The organism is Streptomyces roseirectus (genome assembly GCF_014489635.1).
Lineage (GTDB): Bacteria > Actinomycetota > Actinomycetes > Streptomycetales > Streptomycetaceae > Streptomyces > Streptomyces roseirectus.
Genome location: NZ_CP060828.1, coordinates 8,321,002 through 8,339,118, shown reverse-complemented (window position 1 = coordinate 8,339,118; position 18,117 = coordinate 8,321,002). Strand labels below are relative to the sequence as shown.

Sequence of the window (18,117 nt, the reverse complement as noted above, 5' to 3'; positions counted from 1 at the left end):
GCGGTCACCACCCCGTCCCGAGCGCCACCGGCTCCTCGCGCCCCGGCGCCTGTGTGGCCAGCCCGTACAGCAGGTCGTGCGCGACGGGAACGAGCCGGCACCCCCGGTGGTGCCGGTTGGCGACGGCGACGACGGCCGTCCCCGACGCGGGGTGGAACCCGGCGAACGCCTGCTGCCCGAACGTCGCCCCGCTGTGGAAGAGCAGCGGCCCTCGCGGTGTCTCGTGCACGAACCAGGTCAGCGTGTGCCCCTCCCCGTGCCGGCCGCGCCGCAGCTGCGGGACGACGACCCGGCGCAGCGCGTCGGCGAGCGGGCCGGACGGGGCGAGGTGGGCCTCGGTGTAGGTCAGGAGGTCGCCCGGCGTGGCCCGTACCGACGCGGCCGGCGCGAACGCCCCCATCGAGGTGCACGGCACCCGCGTCGTGCCGTCCTTGCGGTGCCCGACGGCGTCCGTGGGGGCGGGGGTCGCGCTGGTCCGGGTCAGCCCCAGCGGGGTCAGCACCCGCTCGTCGAGGAGCCGCGCGTACGGCGTCCCGGTCGTCCGGCTGAGCGCCAGGCCGAGGAGGGAGACGCCGAAGTTGGAGTAGTTCCAGCGGGTGCCGGGCGCGTGCCGGGGGCGGGCCCGGGAGAACGCGGCGAGCAGCCGTCCGGTGCCGTACCCGGTGTACGGGTTGCGCCGGGGGTGCAGCAGCGCCCCCGGCAGCAGGTCGTACGGCACCCTGGGCAGGCCCGAGGTGTGCGTCGCGAGGTGGCGCAGGGTGATCGGGGTCGCCCGTACGGGCAGGTGCGCGCTGAGCGGGTCGTCGAGCCCGAGCACCCCGTCCTGCGCGAGCCGCGCGGCGAGCAGCACCGTGAACGTCTTGGTCAGCGACCCGAGTTCGTACCGCAGCGCCCGCACCCGGCCGTCCGCGCCGGCGAGCGTCCGTCGCCCGTGCCGGGAGACGCCGACGACGGCGTCGGGCGCGTCGATCATCCGCAGCGCCTCGTCGAGGCGGGCGTCGGGGGGCATCAGCCGAGCGCCCGTGAGGTGGCCATCGCGGAGGCGAACGCGGCGACCAGCGTGGGGTGGTGGAGGAGGTCGAAGACGTCGCCGGGGTCGCCCTCGGGCATCGCGCCGTGCACCGGCATCGCCCCGGACGGCGCCTGCGCGCCCGCGTACCGCTCCCAGATCTCGGCGTCCAGCGCGGGGCGGGGCAGACAGGCGTCGACGACGAGGAGTTCCCCGAGCAGGTCCCAGTGTTCGAGGTCGGCCCAGGTCTCCAGCCACGCCGGGAGGTAGCGGTCGAGGTAGTCGGCGATGTCGGCCGGGAGCGCGTCCGGTCGCTCGCCCCAGTTGGTGACGTGGAAGACGGTGTGGGTGATGTCGTAGGCGATGTGCAGTTGCACGGTCCAGGGTTCGGGGAGCTGTCCCAGCCAGGTGCGGCGCAGCGTCTCGTCGAAGCTCGCGCTCGGTCTCACCCCGATCCGCCGCTCGGCGCTGAGCAGGGCGAGCTGCCGGTTGGGGGGCTTCTCGACGGCGGCCCAGCTGCGGGTGCGGCGCGAGACGGCGATCATCTCCTCCAGGCCGGGGTGCCGGTACCCGCTCTCGTGGAAGGGCACGTACACCTCCAGCGCGACCGGTGTGTGCGGCTCCTGCGCCTGGAGGGCCGCCAACACCCCGCCGCCGTCGAGGAGTTCACGCCACGCGAAGTCGAGCAGGGCCCCGGCCCGCTCCCGCTGCCGCGACCCGGCGACGCCCTCGCGGAACAACACGCGGGTGTTGACGGCGAGTTCGCCGACGGGCTTCAGCCGCTCCCCCAGCGCCAGCCCCGACGCGTGGTCCTCCGGGGTGATCCGGAAGCGGTCCCGGTTGGTGTCGAGCCAGTCGAGCGCCCGCTCCCCGACCCGGTGCAGCAGGGCCGGCGAGGCTGCCGTCACGGTCATCACGCGGTGGTCCTTCCCAGAAGGGCGCCAGGGGCGTCGGGGGCATCAAGGTCGTCGTCGCGGGCCTCGGCGTCGTCCCGCGCGTCGGCCGCCTCGCGCGCCAGCGTCGCCGCGAACGCCGTGGCCAGCGTCGAGTGGTAGCAGGCCCGGAAGGAGTCCCGGGGAAAGTTCTCGTGCTCGGGCACCGCGCCGTCCGCCGACTGGGCCTCGGCGAGCCGCGCCCAGGCGGTGTCGTATCCCTCGTGTCCGCCGCCGTCCGGCAAGCAGGCGCCGACGGCGAGGAGTTCGGCGACGAGGTCCCACTCGCCCTCCGTGAGCCACCCGTCCAGCCAGGCCGGCAGCCACAGCCGGAGGTAGCCGGCGGCGTCGGCGGGGAGGGCGGACCGGTCGGCGCCCCAGTCGGTGACGTGGAAGACGTCGTGGGTGAGCCCGTACGCCGTGCGCCGGTCCAGCGCCCAGGGTTCCGGGCGCAACCCGAGCCAGGTGCGGGCGAGTTCGGCGGCGGGGTCGTCGTGCGGGGCGAGCCCGACGCGCCGCTCGGCGATCAGCAGTCCGAGCGTGCGGGTGGGGGTGTCGCGGGCGATGGCGCGGGCCCGCGACCGGGCGGTGGCGCCGAGGAGTTCGTCGACGGCCGGGTGGCGCAGCCCGGCCTGCGCGAAGACGCCGTAGATCTCGACCGGGTAGGTCGCGTGGGGTTCACGGTGGACGAGTTCCGCGAACAACGCGCCCTCGCGGGTCTCGGCCCACGCGAACGCGAACAGGTCGGCGGCGATCGCGCGCAAGTCCGCGCGGGGGTGGCCGGCGGCGATCCGCCGGGTGAGCTGGGCGAGTTCGCCGAGCGGCTTCCAGGTGAGGTCGCGGTCGGCGTCGGTCGTGGCGTCCGGCGGGAGCCGGAAGTCGTCGCGGTGCGCGGCCAGCCAGCCCAACGCCCGCTCGGCCACCCGGTCGACGTCGGCGGCGCGGGCGGTCACGGTCCGGTCGGCGTCGGTAGTGCGGGCCGTCACCCCCCGCTCGGCATCGGCTGCGCCGGCAGTCACCGTCCGGTCGGCGGCGGCGCGGGCCGTACCCGTCCGCTCGGCGTCGGCACGGGCCGTCACCGTCCGGTCCCGAAGAGCCGGCGGGCCGCCTCCACCTGGAGCACGACGCGGGGGTCGGCCGCGCCCCAGTGCGCCACGAACACGAGCCCCGCGTCGAGCCCGAGCGAGTCGGGCACCCCGGGCAGCCGGGCGAGCCAGCGTCCGACCCCGGCGGCCTGGAGCCAGTCGCGGCGGCGCACGGCGCGCACGAACCCGCGCGACAGGTCGACGGTCCGCTCGGCGAGCCGCGCCTCCAGGGCGGGCGCGAGTCCGGGCGTCGCCAGGGAGGCGAGCTGGGATACCTGGTGGGAGAGGCGCGGCCAGGTTTCGCGCGCGGTCCAGTCGGTGTCGGGTTCCCCGCCTGCGGGCCACGGGCCGGGCAGCAGGGTGCGCGCGGCCTGCGCGAGCCCGTGGTGACTCCACGCGGACACGGCGGAACCGGCGGTCGGCGGATAGGCGGCCAGCGCCTGCCGGACGAGGGGCCCGTCGTCGCCGGCCGGGCCGTGGCCCAGCGTGTAGGGGACGAGGGTGTCGGCGCCCAGCACGCGGACGGCGGCCGGGGTCAGGGGGTCTTCGGGGCGCAGGACGCGGGACACGGCGTAAGGGCCACCCTCGCGCAGGGCGAGGGTGACCCCGGTTGCCGCGTCGGCGACCGCAGTGTGCAGGGGGACCGCTTCCTGGGCCTGCTCTGCCAACGCGGCTCCCCTCAGCTCTTCGCCGGCAGCTTCGGGCGGGGGGTCGGCGGCGAGAGCAGCAGCAGACCGCCGACGAGAAGGAGGGCCGCGCATTCGGCGCTGTCGCGGTAGACGGCGTCCTGCTCGGGCGCGTCCACCAGGTGGTCCACCTGGACGGTCAGTTCGGTCGGCAACGTGCGTTCCATGCCCATGGAAATCAGCTCCTAGAGAGGGGATGACACCTCAAAGCCTATATTCGGGACAAATCACCGCAAGTTGACCATCAGGGGGTTACTGCACCCGAGTTGCCCGCGTCGACGCGGAGTCGGCGCGGCCGGTGACCGAACTCCGCTGGGAACAGGGCCTGTTCGAGGGTCAGTCGGCCGGCGTCCAGGTTCCGTCCGCCAGGGCCGCCAGTACCTCGCGTTTCAGCGCGGCCCGTCGAGGGCTGGAGACCAGGGCGGCCGGCAGCACGCCCGCGCTCTCCTCGTAGGGGGCGAGCGCGGCAAGGACGTACGCGTACTCCCCCGGGTGCCGGGCGGCGAGGAGCGCGCCGGCGTTGGTCTTCGCCTCGGCCGCGGCGACGACGTACGGGTTCTCGCGGGCCCGCTCGCGCAGCACCTGGGTGAGCTGGCGGACGTACCGCTTGTACTCCAGGCGCCGCTGGAGAAGGGCGGCGAGGAAGCGGCGGGCGTTGAGGACGCCGGTCGCCTCGGGGCGGGGCAGCGCGTAGAAGTCGGCGGGGAGGGTGCCGAGCGCGTGCGGGGTCTCGGCGCGGGCCCGCCCCGCCGTCATCCGCCCCAGCTCCCGCAGCGCGTTCTCCCAGCGCCCGAGGAGCAGCGGGTGGCGGAGCGCGGCGTTGCGGCCCTCCTGGTCCTTGGCGTCGGCTGCGGCGGCGTGGCGGACGACGGCGTCGGCGGCGGCCAGCAGGGCGTCGACCTCGGGGGTGCGGGGTGCGGTGAGCGTGCCGTGGGCGCAGGCGTACTCGATCTGTTCGTGGACGTCGCGGAAGGACGGCTCGCCGCCCTCCTCGGCGACGTCGAGCCGGGCCCGCTCGTCCGCGAGCAGGGCGGCGTACTCCTCGGGGAACGCGATCCTGAGCCAGCCCTGCGCGGTGAGCCGTGAGTCGGCGCCCGTCCTGCGCTCCACGCTGCCCAGGAAGTCGTGCCGGCGCAGCTCCTTGACCAGGACGCTCGCCTCGTTGCGCCGGACGCGGACCCTGCGCAGCCGGTGCTCGGTGGTCTCCAGGCGCCGGTCCCCGCTGTAGCGCATGCGTTCCGTAGCGACCTGGAGTTCACCGTCCGCGCACAGCAGCGCGTCCTGCCAGTCCTGCCGCCACTCCGGGCCGCGCAGCAGCCGGCGCGTGCGCTGCGGAACCCGGCCGCTGACGGCGTCAGCCACGGCGACGGTGACCAGGTTGTCGAACCTGTCACTGATCAGGGGCACCAGCGCGTCCGTCGGCACCCGCGCGACGTCCGCGAGACGGATCTTCTCCACCACGGCCCCGGAGCCTACCCACCGCGGCTGTGCCGCACCGGCCCAGCACGCTTTCCGCACAAGGGAGTTCGCCTGGTGTCCGGGTGAAGTCGGTTTCTGCGCACAGCCGATCGGGCGCGGATCGTCAGGCCATGGCTTCGAGGGTTTCCCAGACGGTCAGGTGGGGCCGCGTGGAGTCGGGGGGACCGATCCGGTGGTGGAAGTACAGGCCGGATGCGTCGGGGCCGTGGTGGGCAGACGTGGTGACCACGCAGGGGTCGTACACGAACATCGGGCGGCGGAAGACGGCGCGCAGGGTGCGCGTCGGGGTGCCGATCACCTGGCGGGGCGGCAGCGGGGCGTGCAGTCCCTCGGCGAACAGCCGGTCCCGGGCCTGGGTGGCCAGTTCGATCATCTCGATGAACGACCACTGGTCGGCGACCTCGGCGTGGCTGCGGCTGATGAACGTGCGCCATTCCCTGGGCGGCAGCACGGCCGTCGCCCCCGCTGGATACGGGTCGGGCGGGGGCGGGGTGGCGACGGTCTCGGCCGGGGTGAACGCCTTGCGGAGTTCGGGGTGCAGGACGCCGGGGCTCGCGGACAGGCTGTCGCCGTCGGCCACCGCGAGGACGCGCATCGTGGTGGAGACGTGTGCGACGGGCCGGCCGTCGGCCGTGCAGTCGATCTCCACGTGCATCCACTTCCCGCTCGGATGGACGCGGAGGCCGAACTGGACGGTCAGCCACGGCGCGTCGGAGAACCCCGGGCAGGGGGTGGCGTAGTCGATCCGCACCGAGGTGACCACGACCGCGCTGCCGTAGGTGTCCACCATCGACGGGAACGGGGTGACGTACTCGGCGAGCCAGCGGGAGAGGCCCGACGCGACGTGGCCCAGCAGCGTCCGCGGGCGCAGTTGCAGCGGGCTGAACATGGTGGTGGTGCTGGGTTCGGTGTAGCTGATCCGGCGGGGCACGGTCACCCGCCCGCGACCGCAGTCAGGAATTCCAGCCGGTCGGTGTCCCGCAGGGGGTGGGCGGCGTCGACGGGGACGACCTCGCCGTTCACGATGAGGCGGTGGACCTGCCGCAGGTCGCCCCGGTCGTCCCACAGGACGGGGCCCAGCCGGGGGAAGCGCAGGCGCAGGGCCTCCATCGCGTCCCCGACGGTGTCGGCCCGGACGCTGACGGTGCGTTCGTAGTCGGTGAAGCGGAGCAGCAGGCCGGAGAAGTGTACGTCCATGAACGGGCTCGCCTTCGTCGCCGCGGGAACGGTCAGATCAGGTGCTTGGCCACCATGTTTCCGATGGTGATCTCCAGGGAGTGCTGGGTGCCGCCCGCGGGGATCAGGCCGGTGCAGTCCCGCAGGTACCGTCCGTAGAACTCGTCGCCGTAGAAGGCGTGGCCGCCCAGCACGCGCAGGGCCTCGTGGGCGATGAGCATCGACTGCTCGGCGGAGAAGTGCTTGGCCGCCGAGATCTTCGCGTCGTAGGTCAGGTCCGTCTCGCCGCGTGCCTGCCGGTCGAGGACGTCGTGCGTCATGGTCCGGGCCGCGTCCGTGACGATGTGCATCCGTCCGAGCCCCGCCGCCACGTTCGGGTAGTCCAGCACCGGCCGGCCCTGCCGGGTCGCGGTGCGCAGGCGGGCCGCGCAGCGGTCGACGAGGGCGCGCATCCTGCCGACGGTCCACGCCGCCTGCATGCTCCGGCGCTCGTTCAGGTACAGCTGGGAGTGGTCCAGGCCGTCGGTCCAGGTCAGGATCCGTTCCGGGGCGAGCCGGACCCCGTCCATGGTCAGGACGGCCATGCCGGCGGACTGGAAGCCGATGCCGTTCGCGGGGGTCAGCGTCACCCCCGGGTCGTCGTGACGTACCAGGCAGGCGGCGAGCCGTCCCTCGCCGGAGCCGGCGTACACCAGGAAGACGTCGGACAAGAGCCCTCCCGTCACGTACGACTTCCTCCCTGACAGCACCCCGCCCTCCCCGTCGCGGGTCAGCTCCGTCTCCCAGGACCAGAAGTCGGCGTCCTCGGTGAAGCCCAGGGTCGCCGTCAGCTCGCCGGCCACCAGCGGCCTCACGTAGTTCTCCGCCAAGGCGGCGTCCCCGGACTGGTACAAGGTGAACGCGATACTCGTCGACATGCTCACCACCAGGGGAAACGCCGCCTCGTCACACTGCCGGGTCACCTCCTCCAACACCCGGCCCCACACGTTCGACCCCATCCCCTCACCACCGACATCCTTCGGCATCGAAAGCCGATGCAGCCCCTCCCGCGCGGCCCGCGCCAAAAACCCCCTGGGAAACGCCTCCCCCGCCGCATACCGCTCACCAGCCCCGGCCCCGATCTCCTCCAGCAGCCCGCCCCACCGCTCTCTGACGAAGTCACCGACCGCGTCGCCGGACAGGTCATGGAGCCGCGTCGTCATGATCTGATGCCCTTTCGGCCGACCGCCTCTTCCTCCAGATCACCGCCACGCTGACACACACCGAACCGGCGCGGACAGAGCGCACACCCAGGCGCACGAAGCCCTCTCCCCACAGAGGGCGGCTCTTTCTCCGCCGCAGGGCAAGGCAGCCGGCGAAGGACTCCGGGCAGACCCGTTCCCCGGGTTCACGCGCCCCGGCTTGTGTGTCATCGGATGCTTCGGCAGCTACGTCGCGCTCCTGTTCTTCCTCACCCAGTGGCTCCAGCAGGTCGGCGGCTACGCGCCATTGAGCGCCGGGCTCTCCCTGATGCCGCCGGCCGCAGCCAACGCGGCCGGCGCGGTCACCGCACCCCGCGTGTCGGCCCGCTTCGGCAACCGCTGGTCGCTCACCGGCGCCCTGCTCCTCTTCGCCGCCGCCTGCGCCGCGATCGCCGCCGTGGGGGACACCGCGCGCTACGGGATGCTCCTGCTGCCGCTGCTGTGCGCGGGGTACGGCGCCGGGATCGTGATGACCCTGGGCGCCGACTCCATCATGAGCGCCGCCCGGCCCGAGCGGTCGGGGGAGGCCGCCGCCATCCAGGAGACGTCGTTCGAGCTCGGCGCGGGACTCGGCGTCGCCGTCCTCGGCTCCGCGCTGGCCCTCGTCCACCGCACCGGCCTGCCCGAGGTGCCCGGTCTGAGCGCGGGGGACCGGGCCCACGCGGAGGAGTCCTTCGCCGCCGCCGAGGACGTCGTCGCCCGCCTGCCGTCGGCCACCGCCGACGCCGTCCTCGACGCGGCCCGGCAGGCGTACGACCGGGGCTTCACCGTCGTCGCGGTGATCGCGGCAGCGGTGCTGGCCGGGACGGCGGCGATGGCGGCGGTGATGCTGCGGCCGCGCAGTCCGAACCCGCCTCAGTGAGGTATTTCAGCGCACCCTTCCCCGCGGCTTCAGCGGCGTCGGCGGAAGCTCGGGGGCGGGCAGTGGCGCCCCGTCGTATCCCTTGACCTCTCCGAATCGGGACCCGGTCATCCAGTCCTCGCGGGCTTGGACGATCTCTTCCTGGGAGCGGCCGATCCAGTTCCAGAACATGACCAGTTCCTCCTCGAAGGGCTCGCCGCCGAGGAGCATGACGCTCGCGTCGGAGCCCGCGCGCAGGGGGAGTTCGGTGCGGCCGCAGCCGAGGTAGAGCATGGAGCCGGGGAGGACGGGGACGCCGTCGACGTGGGTCTCGCCGGACATGGCGAGGACGGCGTACTCGAAGTCGGGGTCGAGGGGGAGACGGACGTCCGCGCCCTCGGCGAGGGTGAGGTCCGCGCCGGTGATGGGGGTGTAGGCGGTGCCCGGGGACGTCGTGCCGTCGAGGGTGCCGAGGATCAGGGTCGCGGTGAGGCCGGGCGCGGTCACCTGCGGGAGCGCGGCGTGGTGTTCGAACCCCGGTTCCGTGTGGCGGTGCGCGTCCGGGAGCGCGACCCAGAGCTGGGCGCCGTGCAGGAGGCGGGCGTGGTCGCGGGGGCTCTCCTCGGAGTGGCTGATCGCCCGGCCCGAGGTCATCAGGCCCAGCTCGCGGGGGCGGATCGTCTGGAGGCTGCCGGTGGAGTCGCGGTGCAGGACCTCGCCCTCGTGCAGCCAGCTCACCGTCTGGAGGCCCATGTGGGGGTGCGGGGGCACCTGCATGCCGGGTTCGTCGGCGATGTCGTCCGGACCGTAGTGGTCGACGAAACACCACGCGCCGACCATCCGCCGCCCCAGGTTCGGCAGCAGCCGCCGCACCTCGGTGGAGTCGCCCAGCTGCACCGTGCGGGGCGTGAGGAGTTCACGCACCGGTTCCGCCACCACGAATCCCCGGCCACCACAGACCGCCGGAGCGGGGGCCCGATCAAGGTTGCTCATGGGGCACAACCTAGACCCGTGACGGGGGCTCGGGATACCTCCGCATGCCTCCACCCTGATAGTAGCCATGGCTACAGTAGCCATGTACGGTATCGAGGCATGAGCACGGGAACCGACAGAGCGACCCACGGCCAACTGGTCTGGCGGCTCGCGAACAAGTGGCGGGTGGCCGTCGACCGGGCGCTGGCCCCGCTGGGCCTCACCCACGCCCAGTACGTCGTCCTCGCCTCGCTGCACGGCATGCGCCGCGAGGGCCGTACGCCCAGTCAGCGGCAGCTCGCCGACCGGACGGGGCTCGAAGCGCTGTACGTCTCGAAACTCGCCCGCGCGCTGGAGTCGGCGGGGCTCCTCGCCCGGGAGAAGGACCCGCGTGACCCGCGCGCGATGCGGCTCACGCTCACCGAGGAGGGTGCCGCCGTCACCGGGCGCGCGATCACCCTCGTCCAGAGCCTCCTCGACCGGCTGCTCGATCCGCTCGGCGGTCAGGACAGCGAGCGGGCCCGGGTCTTCAAGGCGGAGCTGCGGGCGCTGCTCGACACCCCGCTCACCCTTTCCGGCGACACCCCTCAGGAGACGTCATGACCTCTGTCAACGGCCGTGTCATCGGTCTCGCCCACCACGCCGGACGCGCGGTCGCCGAGCGGGTCGTCGGCCGGCACGGGCTCTCCTTCCTCGGCCACCTCGCGCTGCGCGCGGCGATCACACAGGACGGCCCCCTCGCCCCGGAGGAGCTGGCGGGACGCCTCACCCACGACCTCAAGGGGGACCACACCCTGTCCCAGCAGGCCGTCGACTCGCTCACCGCGCAGGGGTACCTGGAGTACGACGACGCCTGGCTGTTGCGGCCCACCGACGCGGGGCGCGACCTGTTCGCGACGGTCACCACGGAGGTCGCGGAGGTGTCGGCCCGCCTGTACGCGGGCCTCTCCGAGGAGGAACTGGCCGTCACGGGGCGGGTGTTGGAGCTGGTGACGGAACGGGCGAACGCGGAACTGGCGGAGCCGGCGGCGTAGTTCCCCTCACGCCGGCCGCACCAGAGCGTCCGCCCCTCAGACCGACGCCGCCCTCTTCCTCCGGTGCGCGATCTCCCCCAGCACCACGTCCACCACGATGAACCCGGCCAGCGGAATGCCGAGCAGCGGCACGAAGTAGCCGAGCGCGGCGACGAGGGCCAGCGCCGGGACGAGGACGTACGGCGGGACGTCCGCCCACGCACCCCTCGGGACCGGGCGCCCGAAGGAGGTGCCCCGCCCTCGCTGCCACCACATCCGGTACCCCAGGACGATCATCAGGATCAGCGCGAGGGCGAGCAGCATCAGGGCGATCTGGTTGACGAGCCCGAAGAGGATGCCGGTGTGCAGGTCGATGCCCCAGCGGGTCAGCTTGGCCAGCACCGGGTAGTCGGCGAACCGGACGGTGTCGGTGACGACGCCGGTCGCGGGGTCGACGGCCACCGAGTCCTGCTTCTCGGGCCAGCTGCGCTGGATCTGCCGGACGACGTACGCGGACTCGGCGTCCGCCGGCGGGACGATCTCGACGGGGTCGCCCAGCCCCTTGGCGCGGGCCGCGTCCAGAACCTTGTCCAGGCCGACGCCGTGCTCGCCCGTACCGCCGGACGCCGACGCGGAGCCGTGGCCCGCGTGTTCACCGCCGGACGCCGCCGAGGAGACCGTGGGGGTGGACTGGCCGAGGGAGGTGCGCAACCGCGTCACGCTCTCGCCGGCGTACTTGGACCAGGTGAGGCCGGTCGCGGAGAGGAAGACGAGGCCGAGGGCGATCCAGACGCCGAGGGCGCCGTGCAGACCGAGGGTGCGCCTGCGCCCGCTGGTGCCGCGCACCTTGCGCAGCGCCCTGCGGCGCGAGAACCACAGCACGACGCCGCCCAGCGCTATGACCCACAGCCAGCTCGCCGCGAACTCGCTGTAGAGACGGCCGTTCTCGCCGAGGTGGAGATCCCGGTGGAACTCGTCGATCCACGTGCGGACGGGGAGCGCGCCGGTCGAGCCGTACTGCTCCAGCGCGCCGCGGACCTTCGCGGTGTAGGGGTCCACGAACACGGCGAGGGTGTGGGTGGGGTCGACGCCCTTGACGCCGGACAGCAGCACGCGGGTCGTCGCGTCGTCCTGCGGGGAGGGGCGTACCGCCGAGACCGTTCCCTCGGGGTGCGCCTTGCGGGCGGCCTCGACCTGCTGGGAGATCGGGAGTTTGGTGTCGCCGACGGGGACGGTGAGTTCGTGGGCGTACACCGCCTTCTCGACCTGGAACGAGGCCGCGTACAGCAGGCCCGTCGTCGCGGAGACCAGCAGGAACGGGGCGACCAGGATTCCGGCGTAGAAGTGCAGCCGCAGGATCAGCGGGCGCAGGGGTGCCCAGGGGCCCCGCTTCTTCGGCGCCGCTTCTGCTGTCGGGGCGTCGTCGTGCGGGGCCTCGTCCGTCGTGGGCGAGGGTGCGGTGGACATCGGCGGGGTTCTCCGTGGGCTGGGGACGGGTGGCTGTAGCCGTGGTGTCCCAGAAGTCGGGGAGAAGGGTCCGTAAGTTCCCGGCCCCTCCAGTGACCCGCGTCACACTCCCGACCTCTCATGGCATCCTGACCCGATGGACACCCTCCTCACCGACCGGATCGAACAACTCCTCGCGCCCGGTGGCCCGTTGCCGATCGTCACCGCGGGCGACCCCGTCCTGCGCGCCGGCACCGCCCCCTACGAGGGTCAGCTCGGCCCCGCCCTCCTCGCCCGCTTCGTCGCCGCCCTCCGCGAGACGATGCGCGCGGCGCCCGGCGTGGGGCTCGCCGCTCCCCAGGTCGGCGTGGGCCTGCGCATCGCCGTCATCGAGGACCCCGCGACCGTCCCGGACGAGATCCGCGCGGCCCGCGCGCGCGTCCCCCAGCCGTTCCGGGTCCTGGTCAACCCCTCGTACACCGGCTCCGGGCACGCCTCCTTCTACGAGGGCTGCCTCAGCGTCCCCGGCTACCAGGCGGTCGTGACCCGCCACGCCGAGGTCCGGCTGCGCGCCGAGGACGAGACCGGCCGCCCCGTCGACGAGGTCTTCTCCGGCTGGCCCGCCCGCATCGTCCAGCACGAGACGGACCACCTCGACGGCCTCCTGTACCTCGACCGCGCCGAACCGAGGTCGCTGACCTCGAACGAGTCCCACACGAAGCACTGGGCCCAGCCCACACCGGAGGAGGCGGCGAAGGGGCTGGGCTTCGAACTGCCGTAGGGGCCGACGGGAAGCACGCCCCTGCCGGCATCTCAACCCCGCCCCCTCACCCCCTACTTGTCCCGGTACGCCTCCAGCAGCCGCAGCCACACCTCACTGATCGTCGGATACGCGGGCACCGCGTGCCACAGCCGGTCCACCGGCACCCGCCCGGCGACGGCGATGGTCGCGGAGTGGATCAGCTCACCCACGCCGGGTCCGACGAAGGTCACCCCGCGGACGATCTCCTCCTCCAGGTCGACGACCATCCGGGCCCGCCCCCGATATCCCTCGGCGTACAGCCCCGCCCCCGCGACGGAGGAGAACTCGACGTCGACCGCGCGGACGCGGTGCCCGGCGGACTCCGCTTCCGCGAGGGTGAGCCCCGCCGAGGCCGCCTCGGGGTCGGTGAAGACGACCTGCGGGACGGCGTGATGGTCGGCGGTGGCCGTGTGCGCGTCGTTGAGCGGCCCCCCGGAGACCCGCGCGGTGATGGCGGCACCGGCGATCCGGGCCTGGTACTTGCCCTGGTGGGTGAGGAGGGCGCGGTGGTTGACGTCGCCGACGGCGTAGAGCCAGTCCGTGCCGGTCACGAGCAGCGTGTCGTCGACGTCGAGCCAGTCCCCCGGCGTCAGTCCGACCGTCTCCAGCCCGAGGTCGTCGGTGCGCGGCGCGCGTCCGGTCGCGAACAGGATCTCGTCGGCCTCGACCACCTCGCCGGTGTCGAGCCCGACCCGTACGGCCGCGCCTTCCCGGGCCACCGACGCGACGCTGACCCCCGTCCGGATCTCCGCCCCAGCCTCGGTCAGCGCCTCCGCCACCAACTCCCCGGCGAACGGTTCCATCCGCCCCAGCAGCCCCCCGTCCCCCCGCACCAGCACGGTCACCTGGGATCCGAGCGCCTGATAGGCCGTGGCCATCTCGACGGCCACCACTCCCCCGCCGACGACGACCAGCCGCCCCGGCACGCGCTGCGCGCTCGTGGCCTCACGGCTGGTCCAGGGACGGACGTCCGCGAGCCCCGGCAGCGGTGGCAGCGCGGCCCGTGACCCGGTGGCCACGACGACCGCGTGCCGTGCGCGCAGCGTCCGCTCCCCGACCGTCACCGTCCGCTCCCCGGCGATCCGCCCCTGCCCCCGGAAGAGGTCGACGCCGATGCCCTCCACCCAGCCGACCTGGCCGTCGTCCTTCCAGTGGGAGGTGAAGGAGTCCCGGCTGGCGAGCACGGCCGGCACGTCCAGCTCCCCCGGGGCGACGCCCGGCACCCGCCGCGCGTCCGCCCGTGCGATCACCGGCCGCAGCAGGGCCTTGCTCGGCATGCACGCCCAGTACGAACACTCACCCCCCACCAGCTCGCTCTCCACGATCGCGGTCGACAGCCCCGCCGCCTTCGTCCGGTCGGCCACGTTCTCGCCGACCGGTCCCGCCCCGATGATCACCACGTCGTAGTCAAGGGTTTCCGATTCGCTCATGGGCCCAGTCTGGTGGGTGGCGTACGCCGGGGCCACAGGGGTAGGCGGCCGGAATACCGCCGCCCCGGACCGTGTTGGCCGGGACGGACGCCCCCTTACGGAAGAGGTTGGACACCATGAGCAGCACGGTCGAACTGACCAAGGAGAACTTCGACACGACGGTCACGGAGAACGAGTTCGTGCTGATCGACTTCTGGGCGGCGTGGTGCGGGCCGTGCCGGTCGTTCGCGCCGGTCTACGAGAAGGCGGCGGAGGCGAACCCGGACCTGGTGTTCGGGAAGATCGACACGGAGGCGCAGCCGGAGCTGGCGGCGGCGTTCGGGATCCAGTCGATCCCGACGCTGATGATCGTGCGGGACCAGGTCGCCGTGTTCGCGCAGCCGGGCGCGCTGCCCGAGGCCGCCCTCGCGGACGTCATCGGGCAGGCGCGCAACCTGGACATGGACGAGGTCCGCAAGTCGATCGCCGAGCAGCAGGCCAAGTCGGAGAACGAGTAGGGCTCAGAACGGGTACCCGGCGACGTCCCCGCGCACGGTCGTCCACCGCACCTCGGTGAACGCGTCGAGGTTGGCGTCGCCCCCGAACCGGGCGCCGTTGCCGGAGGCGGCGAGTCCGCCGAAGGGGGCGACGGCCTCGTCGTTCACGGTCTGGTCGTTGATGTGGACGATCCCGGTGGGGATGCGGGCGGCGAGGTCGAGCCCGCGGGTGACGTCGGGGGTGACGATGCCGAGGGAGAGGCCGTACGTGCTCGCGCCGGCGAGGGCGACGGCCTCTTCGTCGCTGTCGAAGGGCCGCACGGGTGCGACGGGCCCGAAGACCTCGTCGGTGTAGGCGGGGGTGGTGTCGCCGGTGTCGGCGAGGACGGTCGGCCGGTAGAAACGCCCCTCGTGGGTGCCTCCGGCGGCGAGCTTGGCGCCGGCCGCGGTGGACGCGGTGACCAGCCCGTGGACCTTGGCGAGCTGGCCGTCGTCGATGAGCGGCCCGAGGTGGACCCGCTCGCGGTGGGGGTCGCCGACGGCGAGGGAGTCGGCCTTGGCGGCGAGGCGGTCGACGTACTCGTCGTACAGGGAGCGGTGGACGAGGTGGCGTCCGGTGGTCATGCAGATCTGGCCCTGGTGGAAGAAGGAGCCCCAAGCCGCGGTGGAGATGACGGCGTCGAGGTCGGCGTCCGCCAGGACGAGCAGCGCGGAGTTCCCGCCGAGTTCGAGGTGGGCCCGCTTGAGGTGGCGTCCGGCGAGTTCCCCGACGGCCCGTCCGGCGCCGGTGGACCCGGTGAACGACAGGACGGGCACGCGGGGGTCGGCGACGAGCGCGGCCCCGGTGTCGGCGCCGCCCGGCAGCACGTGCAGCAGCCCCTCGGGCAGCCCCGCTTCGGCGAACACGTCGGCGAGGGCGTACCCGCCGCAGACGGCCGTGCGCGGGTCCGGTTTGAGGACGACGGCGTTGCCGAGCGCGAGCGCGGGCGCGACCGAGCGGATGGAGAGGATCAGCGGCGCGTTGAAGGGCGCGATGACCCCGACGACGCCGACGGGCAGCCGGCGCGTGTAGGAGAGCCGGGGCTGTTCGCTGGGCAGGAGCTGTCCGGTGGGCCGGGAGGCGAGGGCGGCGGCCTCGTAGCACTCCTGGGCGGCGACGTGGAGTTCGAAGTCGGCCTTGCCGGGTATGGAGCCGGCCTCACGCACGAGCCAGTCGCGCAACTCGTCGGCGTGCGCGGTGAACAGGTCCCCGGCCCGGCGCAGGACGGCCGCGCGGACGTGGTGCGGGGCGGCGGCCCACTCCCGCTGGGCATCCTGGGCCGCCTCGGTGGCGCGGGGGACGTCTTCAGGCGCGGCGAGGGTCAGCAGTGCGAGCCGGTCGCCCGTGGCGGGTTCGACGACGGGGTGTTCGGGGCCCGTGAGGGGCGGCCGGGTCGAGGGGTCGCGCAGCAGCGGCATGTCGGCTCTCCGTTCGACGGCTCGCGGGCGTACGGGGGCGCGCGTGGACGGCGGCCCGCGAGCGGTGGGGCACGCGTGCGTCAGGGCGCGCGACGGTGTCGGGCACGCACCCCGATTGGTTGAGCGCGCAACAGCTTAGGCGCGTCGAACGCGATTGCGATGCCCCTGTGCCACGGTTTCACCGCCGATCTTCAGCTGGACTCCCGCACCACGAGGGCGACTTGGATGGCGCCTGGGTGCTCGGCCTCGGTGCCGGGCCGGTGCACGGCGCGGTCGACCAGGTCGGCGAGGGCGGGCCCGGCGGGCAGCCGGATCGCGACGGAGGTGAGGCGGGGCCGGGCGAGGCGGGCGATCAGGAGGTCGTCGGCGCCGACGACGGCGACGTCCCCGGGGATGTCCACGCCCCGGTCCTGGAGGGCGCGCGCGAGCGGCAGCGCGTACTCGTCGTTGTAGCCGAACACCGCGTCGAGGCCCAGTTCGGGCCAGCGGGCGGCGAGTTCGGCGGCGGACTCCTCGGTGTGGGCCATCGGCAGCGCCACCACCTCGGCGCCGGTGCCCGCCAGTTCCTCGCGCACCCCGGCCAGCCGGGGCCCGGAGAACATGTCCATCCCGCGTTCGACGGGCACCACGACACCGATCCGGCGCCGGCCGCGCTCGTGGAGGTGGCGGGCGGCGAGGCGGCCGACGTCGGCGTGGTCGAGGATCAGCGTGTGGGCGCCCGGCACGTGCTCGGCGGCGAGCACGACGACCGCCTTGGCGCCGGAGCGCTTGAGGACGGCGACGCCCTCGGCACTGATCCCGTTGCCGGGCACCAGCACGGCCACCGGCCGCAGTTCGGCCCAGGAGCGGACGGCCTCCTGGCCGTGCATGCCGCTCGCGCCGTACTGGACGACGGTGTAGCCGATCTGGCTCAGCGCCTGCTGGAGGTCGTGGACGAACTGGCTGTAGAGGGGTCCCGCGGCGACCGCCGGGGCCGGCATCAGCACCATGCGGCTGTGCCCGGCGCGCAGGCTGCGGGCCGCCGCGTGGGGCACGTACCCGAGTTCGCGGGCCGCGTCGTGGACGCGCTGCCGGGTGGGCTCGCTGATCCGGACGGCGCTGGTGTTGTTCAGGACATAGGAGACGGTCGCCCGGGAGACTCCGGCGAGGCGGGCGACATCGGCGCTGGTGGGCACGGGCCGGGGCGCGGGGGGCGTCGGCGGCGCGGGCGTTGTGGGTATCTGCACCATGACGTACGGCATCTTGGCAGACGTGGCGCGCAGGTGGCCGGGCGGGGGCAAGTGGAATTCAGGCCGAGGTCCCCTGGGTGGGTCCGCGCCCCGTGTGACCAGGGTCGCGCGATGTGACGAGAGGTTCGTCACACAGGCGCCGGGGCGGTGCGGGTGACGCGGTCCACGAGGTCGTCCCAGCCCGCTTCGAGCCGTTCCAGCGGCTGTCCGCACTGGCGGACCATGTGGTGGATGAACGCCGGGCTCAGGTAGCCCATGAGGGCGTGGGCGAGGAGTTCGTGGTCGGCGTCGGGCACGGACTGGCGCAGCAGCAGGGTGACGTGGGTGTGCAGGAAGCGGCCGGCGCCGACGGCGTACCGGCGTTCGGCGGGGGCCTCGGCGGCGAGCTGGAGGTCGAGGTGGTCGAGGCTGGCGCGCAGCAGCGCGCGCCCGAAGGCGTGCAGGCGCTCGACGGGCGGGGCGCCGGGGCCCAGCGGCGGGGGTCCGGAGAGGAACGCGGCCTGGAAGGTGTGCGCGGAGTGGTCGAGGAGCGCGGTGAGCAGGCCCGTGCGGTCGCCGAAGCGCCGGAAGACGGTGCCCTTGCCGACGTTCGCCTCGACGGCGACGGCCTCCATCGTGACGCCGGCGGCGCCGTGCCGGGCGACGAGCTTGGCCGCCGCGTCCAGCAGTCTGGCCCGGTTGCGCGCGGCGTCCGCCCGCAGGCACGGCTCGTCGGCGGGGTTGTCGAGCTGGAGGAGTTCGGGCTCGGTGGGGGTGTCGTCCGAGGGGTTCACGAAGGGCGGCAGGAGGGCGGACATGAACTCAGCGTAAAGCACCGGGAATCAAACTGGACCCTGGTCCGG

19 protein-coding genes and 1 pseudogene are annotated in these 18,117 nt (G+C 73.8%); 5 read left to right on the top strand and 15 right to left on the bottom strand.

The window, feature by feature from the left end; translation table 11 throughout:
* Positions 1 to 4 precede the first annotated feature (4 nt).
* The 9 genes from IAG44_RS36070 to IAG44_RS36030 form a co-directional block, all read right to left on the bottom strand.
* Positions 5 to 1,009 (bottom strand): serine hydrolase domain-containing protein, encoded by a 1,005-nt coding sequence (locus IAG44_RS36070; RefSeq protein WP_187751270.1) that lies wholly within the window; start codon positions 1,007 to 1,009, stop codon positions 5 to 7.
* Positions 1,009 to 1,923, bottom strand: a complete 915-nt coding sequence (locus IAG44_RS36065; protein WP_187751269.1) for a DUF6895 family protein — start codon at positions 1,921 to 1,923, stop codon at positions 1,009 to 1,011. The genes IAG44_RS36070 and IAG44_RS36065 overlap by 1 nt, the downstream gene beginning before the upstream one ends.
* A complete protein-coding gene (locus tag IAG44_RS36060; RefSeq protein WP_187751268.1) occupies positions 1,923 to 3,020 on the bottom strand; it encodes a DUF6895 family protein in 1,098 nt (365 codons plus the stop codon). The genes IAG44_RS36065 and IAG44_RS36060 overlap by 1 nt, the downstream gene beginning before the upstream one ends.
* Positions 3,017 to 3,694: a hypothetical protein gene (locus IAG44_RS36055; RefSeq protein ID WP_246562287.1), complete on the bottom strand. Its 678-nt coding sequence runs from the start codon at positions 3,692 to 3,694 to the stop codon at positions 3,017 to 3,019. Before IAG44_RS36055 ends, IAG44_RS36060 begins: the two co-directional genes overlap by 4 nt.
* 11 nt (positions 3,695 to 3,705) lie before the next feature.
* Complete coding sequence (locus IAG44_RS36050; RefSeq protein WP_187751267.1) at positions 3,706 to 3,885, bottom strand: hypothetical protein; 180 nt, start codon at positions 3,883 to 3,885, stop codon at positions 3,706 to 3,708.
* Between the two features lie 163 nt (positions 3,886 to 4,048).
* Positions 4,049 to 5,173, bottom strand: a complete 1,125-nt coding sequence (locus tag IAG44_RS36045; protein WP_187751266.1) for a hypothetical protein — start codon at positions 5,171 to 5,173, stop codon at positions 4,049 to 4,051.
* 121 nt (positions 5,174 to 5,294) lie between these two features.
* Positions 5,295 to 6,128, bottom strand: coding sequence for a hypothetical protein (locus tag IAG44_RS36040; RefSeq protein ID WP_187751265.1), 834 nt, complete (start codon positions 6,126 to 6,128; stop codon positions 5,295 to 5,297).
* On the bottom strand, positions 6,125 to 6,388 hold the full coding sequence (locus IAG44_RS36035; RefSeq protein WP_187751264.1) for a MoaD/ThiS family protein: 264 nt from the start codon (positions 6,386 to 6,388) through the stop codon (positions 6,125 to 6,127). The genes IAG44_RS36040 and IAG44_RS36035 overlap by 4 nt, the downstream gene beginning before the upstream one ends.
* Positions 6,389 to 6,420: 32 nt before the next feature.
* Positions 6,421 to 7,569, bottom strand: coding sequence for an acyl-CoA dehydrogenase family protein (locus tag IAG44_RS36030; protein WP_187751263.1), 1,149 nt, complete (start codon positions 7,567 to 7,569; stop codon positions 6,421 to 6,423).
* A gap of 163 nt (positions 7,570 to 7,732) precedes the next feature.
* Between IAG44_RS36030 and IAG44_RS36025 the strand changes: the two are divergent.
* A pseudogene (locus IAG44_RS36025) lies at positions 7,733 to 8,470 on the top strand (MFS transporter); the annotation flags it as partial.
* A 6-nt stretch (positions 8,471 to 8,476) separates the two neighbouring features.
* On the opposite strand, the gene IAG44_RS36020 reads toward IAG44_RS36025, so the two are convergent.
* The gene (locus IAG44_RS36020) at positions 8,477 to 9,442 is read right to left on the bottom strand and encodes a pirin family protein (RefSeq protein WP_187751262.1); all 966 of its coding nucleotides are present in this window, start codon (positions 9,440 to 9,442) and stop codon (positions 8,477 to 8,479) included.
* Between the two features lie 99 nt (positions 9,443 to 9,541).
* Between IAG44_RS36020 and IAG44_RS36015 the strand changes: the two genes are divergently transcribed.
* The gene (locus tag IAG44_RS36015) at positions 9,542 to 10,024 is read left to right on the top strand and encodes a MarR family winged helix-turn-helix transcriptional regulator (RefSeq protein WP_187751261.1); all 483 of its coding nucleotides are present in this window, start codon (positions 9,542 to 9,544) and stop codon (positions 10,022 to 10,024) included.
* Positions 10,021 to 10,455, top strand: coding sequence for a MarR family winged helix-turn-helix transcriptional regulator (locus tag IAG44_RS36010; RefSeq protein WP_187751260.1), 435 nt, complete (start codon positions 10,021 to 10,023; stop codon positions 10,453 to 10,455). The genes IAG44_RS36015 and IAG44_RS36010 overlap by 4 nt, the downstream gene beginning before the upstream one ends.
* Before the next feature lie 36 nt (positions 10,456 to 10,491).
* Here IAG44_RS36010 and IAG44_RS36005 read toward each other — a convergent pair whose 3' ends face one another.
* Positions 10,492 to 11,901, bottom strand: a complete 1,410-nt coding sequence (locus tag IAG44_RS36005) for a PepSY-associated TM helix domain-containing protein (RefSeq protein ID WP_187751259.1) — start codon at positions 11,899 to 11,901, stop codon at positions 10,492 to 10,494.
* Between the two features lie 136 nt (positions 11,902 to 12,037).
* Between IAG44_RS36005 and IAG44_RS36000 the strand changes: the two genes are divergently transcribed.
* A complete protein-coding gene (locus IAG44_RS36000; RefSeq protein WP_187751258.1) occupies positions 12,038 to 12,661 on the top strand; it encodes a peptide deformylase in 624 nt (207 codons plus the stop codon).
* A 53-nt stretch (positions 12,662 to 12,714) separates the two neighbouring features.
* On the opposite strand, the gene IAG44_RS35995 is transcribed toward IAG44_RS36000, so the two are convergent.
* Positions 12,715 to 14,112 carry a dihydrolipoyl dehydrogenase family protein gene (locus IAG44_RS35995; RefSeq protein WP_187751257.1) on the bottom strand — a complete coding sequence of 466 codons (1,398 nt, stop codon included), beginning with the start codon at positions 14,110 to 14,112 and terminating at the stop codon, positions 12,715 to 12,717.
* A gap of 116 nt (positions 14,113 to 14,228) precedes the next feature.
* On the opposite strand from IAG44_RS35995, the gene trxA reads away from it, so the two are divergent.
* Complete coding sequence (gene trxA, locus IAG44_RS35990; RefSeq protein WP_246562285.1) at positions 14,229 to 14,609, top strand: thioredoxin; 381 nt, start codon at positions 14,229 to 14,231, stop codon at positions 14,607 to 14,609.
* Positions 14,610 to 14,612: 3 nt separating this feature from the next.
* Here the strand turns inward: trxA and IAG44_RS35985 are convergent, their stop codons facing one another.
* From IAG44_RS35985 to IAG44_RS35975, 3 genes are all read right to left on the bottom strand, one after another.
* Positions 14,613 to 16,046 (bottom strand): benzaldehyde dehydrogenase, encoded by a 1,434-nt coding sequence (locus tag IAG44_RS35985; protein WP_187751255.1) that lies wholly within the window; start codon positions 16,044 to 16,046, stop codon positions 14,613 to 14,615.
* Between the two features lie 191 nt (positions 16,047 to 16,237).
* Positions 16,238 to 17,275 carry a LacI family DNA-binding transcriptional regulator gene (locus tag IAG44_RS35980; RefSeq protein ID WP_187751254.1) on the bottom strand — a complete coding sequence of 346 codons (1,038 nt, stop codon included), beginning with the start codon at positions 17,273 to 17,275 and terminating at the stop codon, positions 16,238 to 16,240.
* 128 nt (positions 17,276 to 17,403) lie between these two features.
* A complete protein-coding gene (locus IAG44_RS35975; RefSeq protein ID WP_187751253.1) occupies positions 17,404 to 18,072 on the bottom strand; it encodes a TetR/AcrR family transcriptional regulator in 669 nt (222 codons plus the stop codon).
* Between the last annotated feature and the right edge of the window lie 45 nt (positions 18,073 to 18,117).

Excerpts from the sequence above, each read along its gene's own strand:
- IAG44_RS36010 (WP_187751260.1), top strand. The coding sequence starts at position 10,021 with ATGACCTCTGTCAACGGCCGTGTCATCGGTCTCGCCCACCACGCCGGA.
- IAG44_RS36070 (WP_187751270.1), bottom strand. The coding sequence starts at position 1,009 with ATGCCCCCCGACGCCCGCCTCGACGAGGCGCTGCGGATGATCGACGCG.
- trxA (WP_246562285.1), top strand. The coding sequence starts at position 14,229 with ATGAGCAGCACGGTCGAACTGACCAAGGAGAACTTCGACACGACGGTC.
- IAG44_RS36020 (WP_187751262.1), bottom strand. The coding sequence starts at position 9,442 with ATGAGCAACCTTGATCGGGCCCCCGCTCCGGCGGTCTGTGGTGGCCGG.
- IAG44_RS36065 (WP_187751269.1), bottom strand. The coding sequence starts at position 1,923 with ATGACCGTGACGGCAGCCTCGCCGGCCCTGCTGCACCGGGTCGGGGAG.
- IAG44_RS36005 (WP_187751259.1), bottom strand. The coding sequence starts at position 11,901 with ATGTCCACCGCACCCTCGCCCACGACGGACGAGGCCCCGCACGACGAC.
- IAG44_RS35975 (WP_187751253.1), bottom strand. The coding sequence starts at position 18,072 with ATGTCCGCCCTCCTGCCGCCCTTCGTGAACCCCTCGGACGACACCCCC.
- IAG44_RS36030 (WP_187751263.1), bottom strand. The coding sequence starts at position 7,569 with ATGACGACGCGGCTCCATGACCTGTCCGGCGACGCGGTCGGTGACTTC.
- IAG44_RS35995 (WP_187751257.1), bottom strand. The coding sequence starts at position 14,112 with ATGAGCGAATCGGAAACCCTTGACTACGACGTGGTGATCATCGGGGCG.
- IAG44_RS35980 (WP_187751254.1), bottom strand. The coding sequence starts at position 17,275 with ATGGTGCAGATACCCACAACGCCCGCGCCGCCGACGCCCCCCGCGCCC.
- IAG44_RS35985 (WP_187751255.1), bottom strand. The coding sequence starts at position 16,046 with ATGCCGCTGCTGCGCGACCCCTCGACCCGGCCGCCCCTCACGGGCCCC.
- IAG44_RS36035 (WP_187751264.1), bottom strand. The coding sequence starts at position 6,388 with ATGGACGTACACTTCTCCGGCCTGCTGCTCCGCTTCACCGACTACGAA.
- IAG44_RS36000 (WP_187751258.1), top strand. The coding sequence starts at position 12,038 with ATGGACACCCTCCTCACCGACCGGATCGAACAACTCCTCGCGCCCGGT.
- IAG44_RS36050 (WP_187751267.1), bottom strand. The coding sequence starts at position 3,885 with ATGGGCATGGAACGCACGTTGCCGACCGAACTGACCGTCCAGGTGGAC.
- IAG44_RS36015 (WP_187751261.1), top strand. The coding sequence starts at position 9,542 with ATGAGCACGGGAACCGACAGAGCGACCCACGGCCAACTGGTCTGGCGG.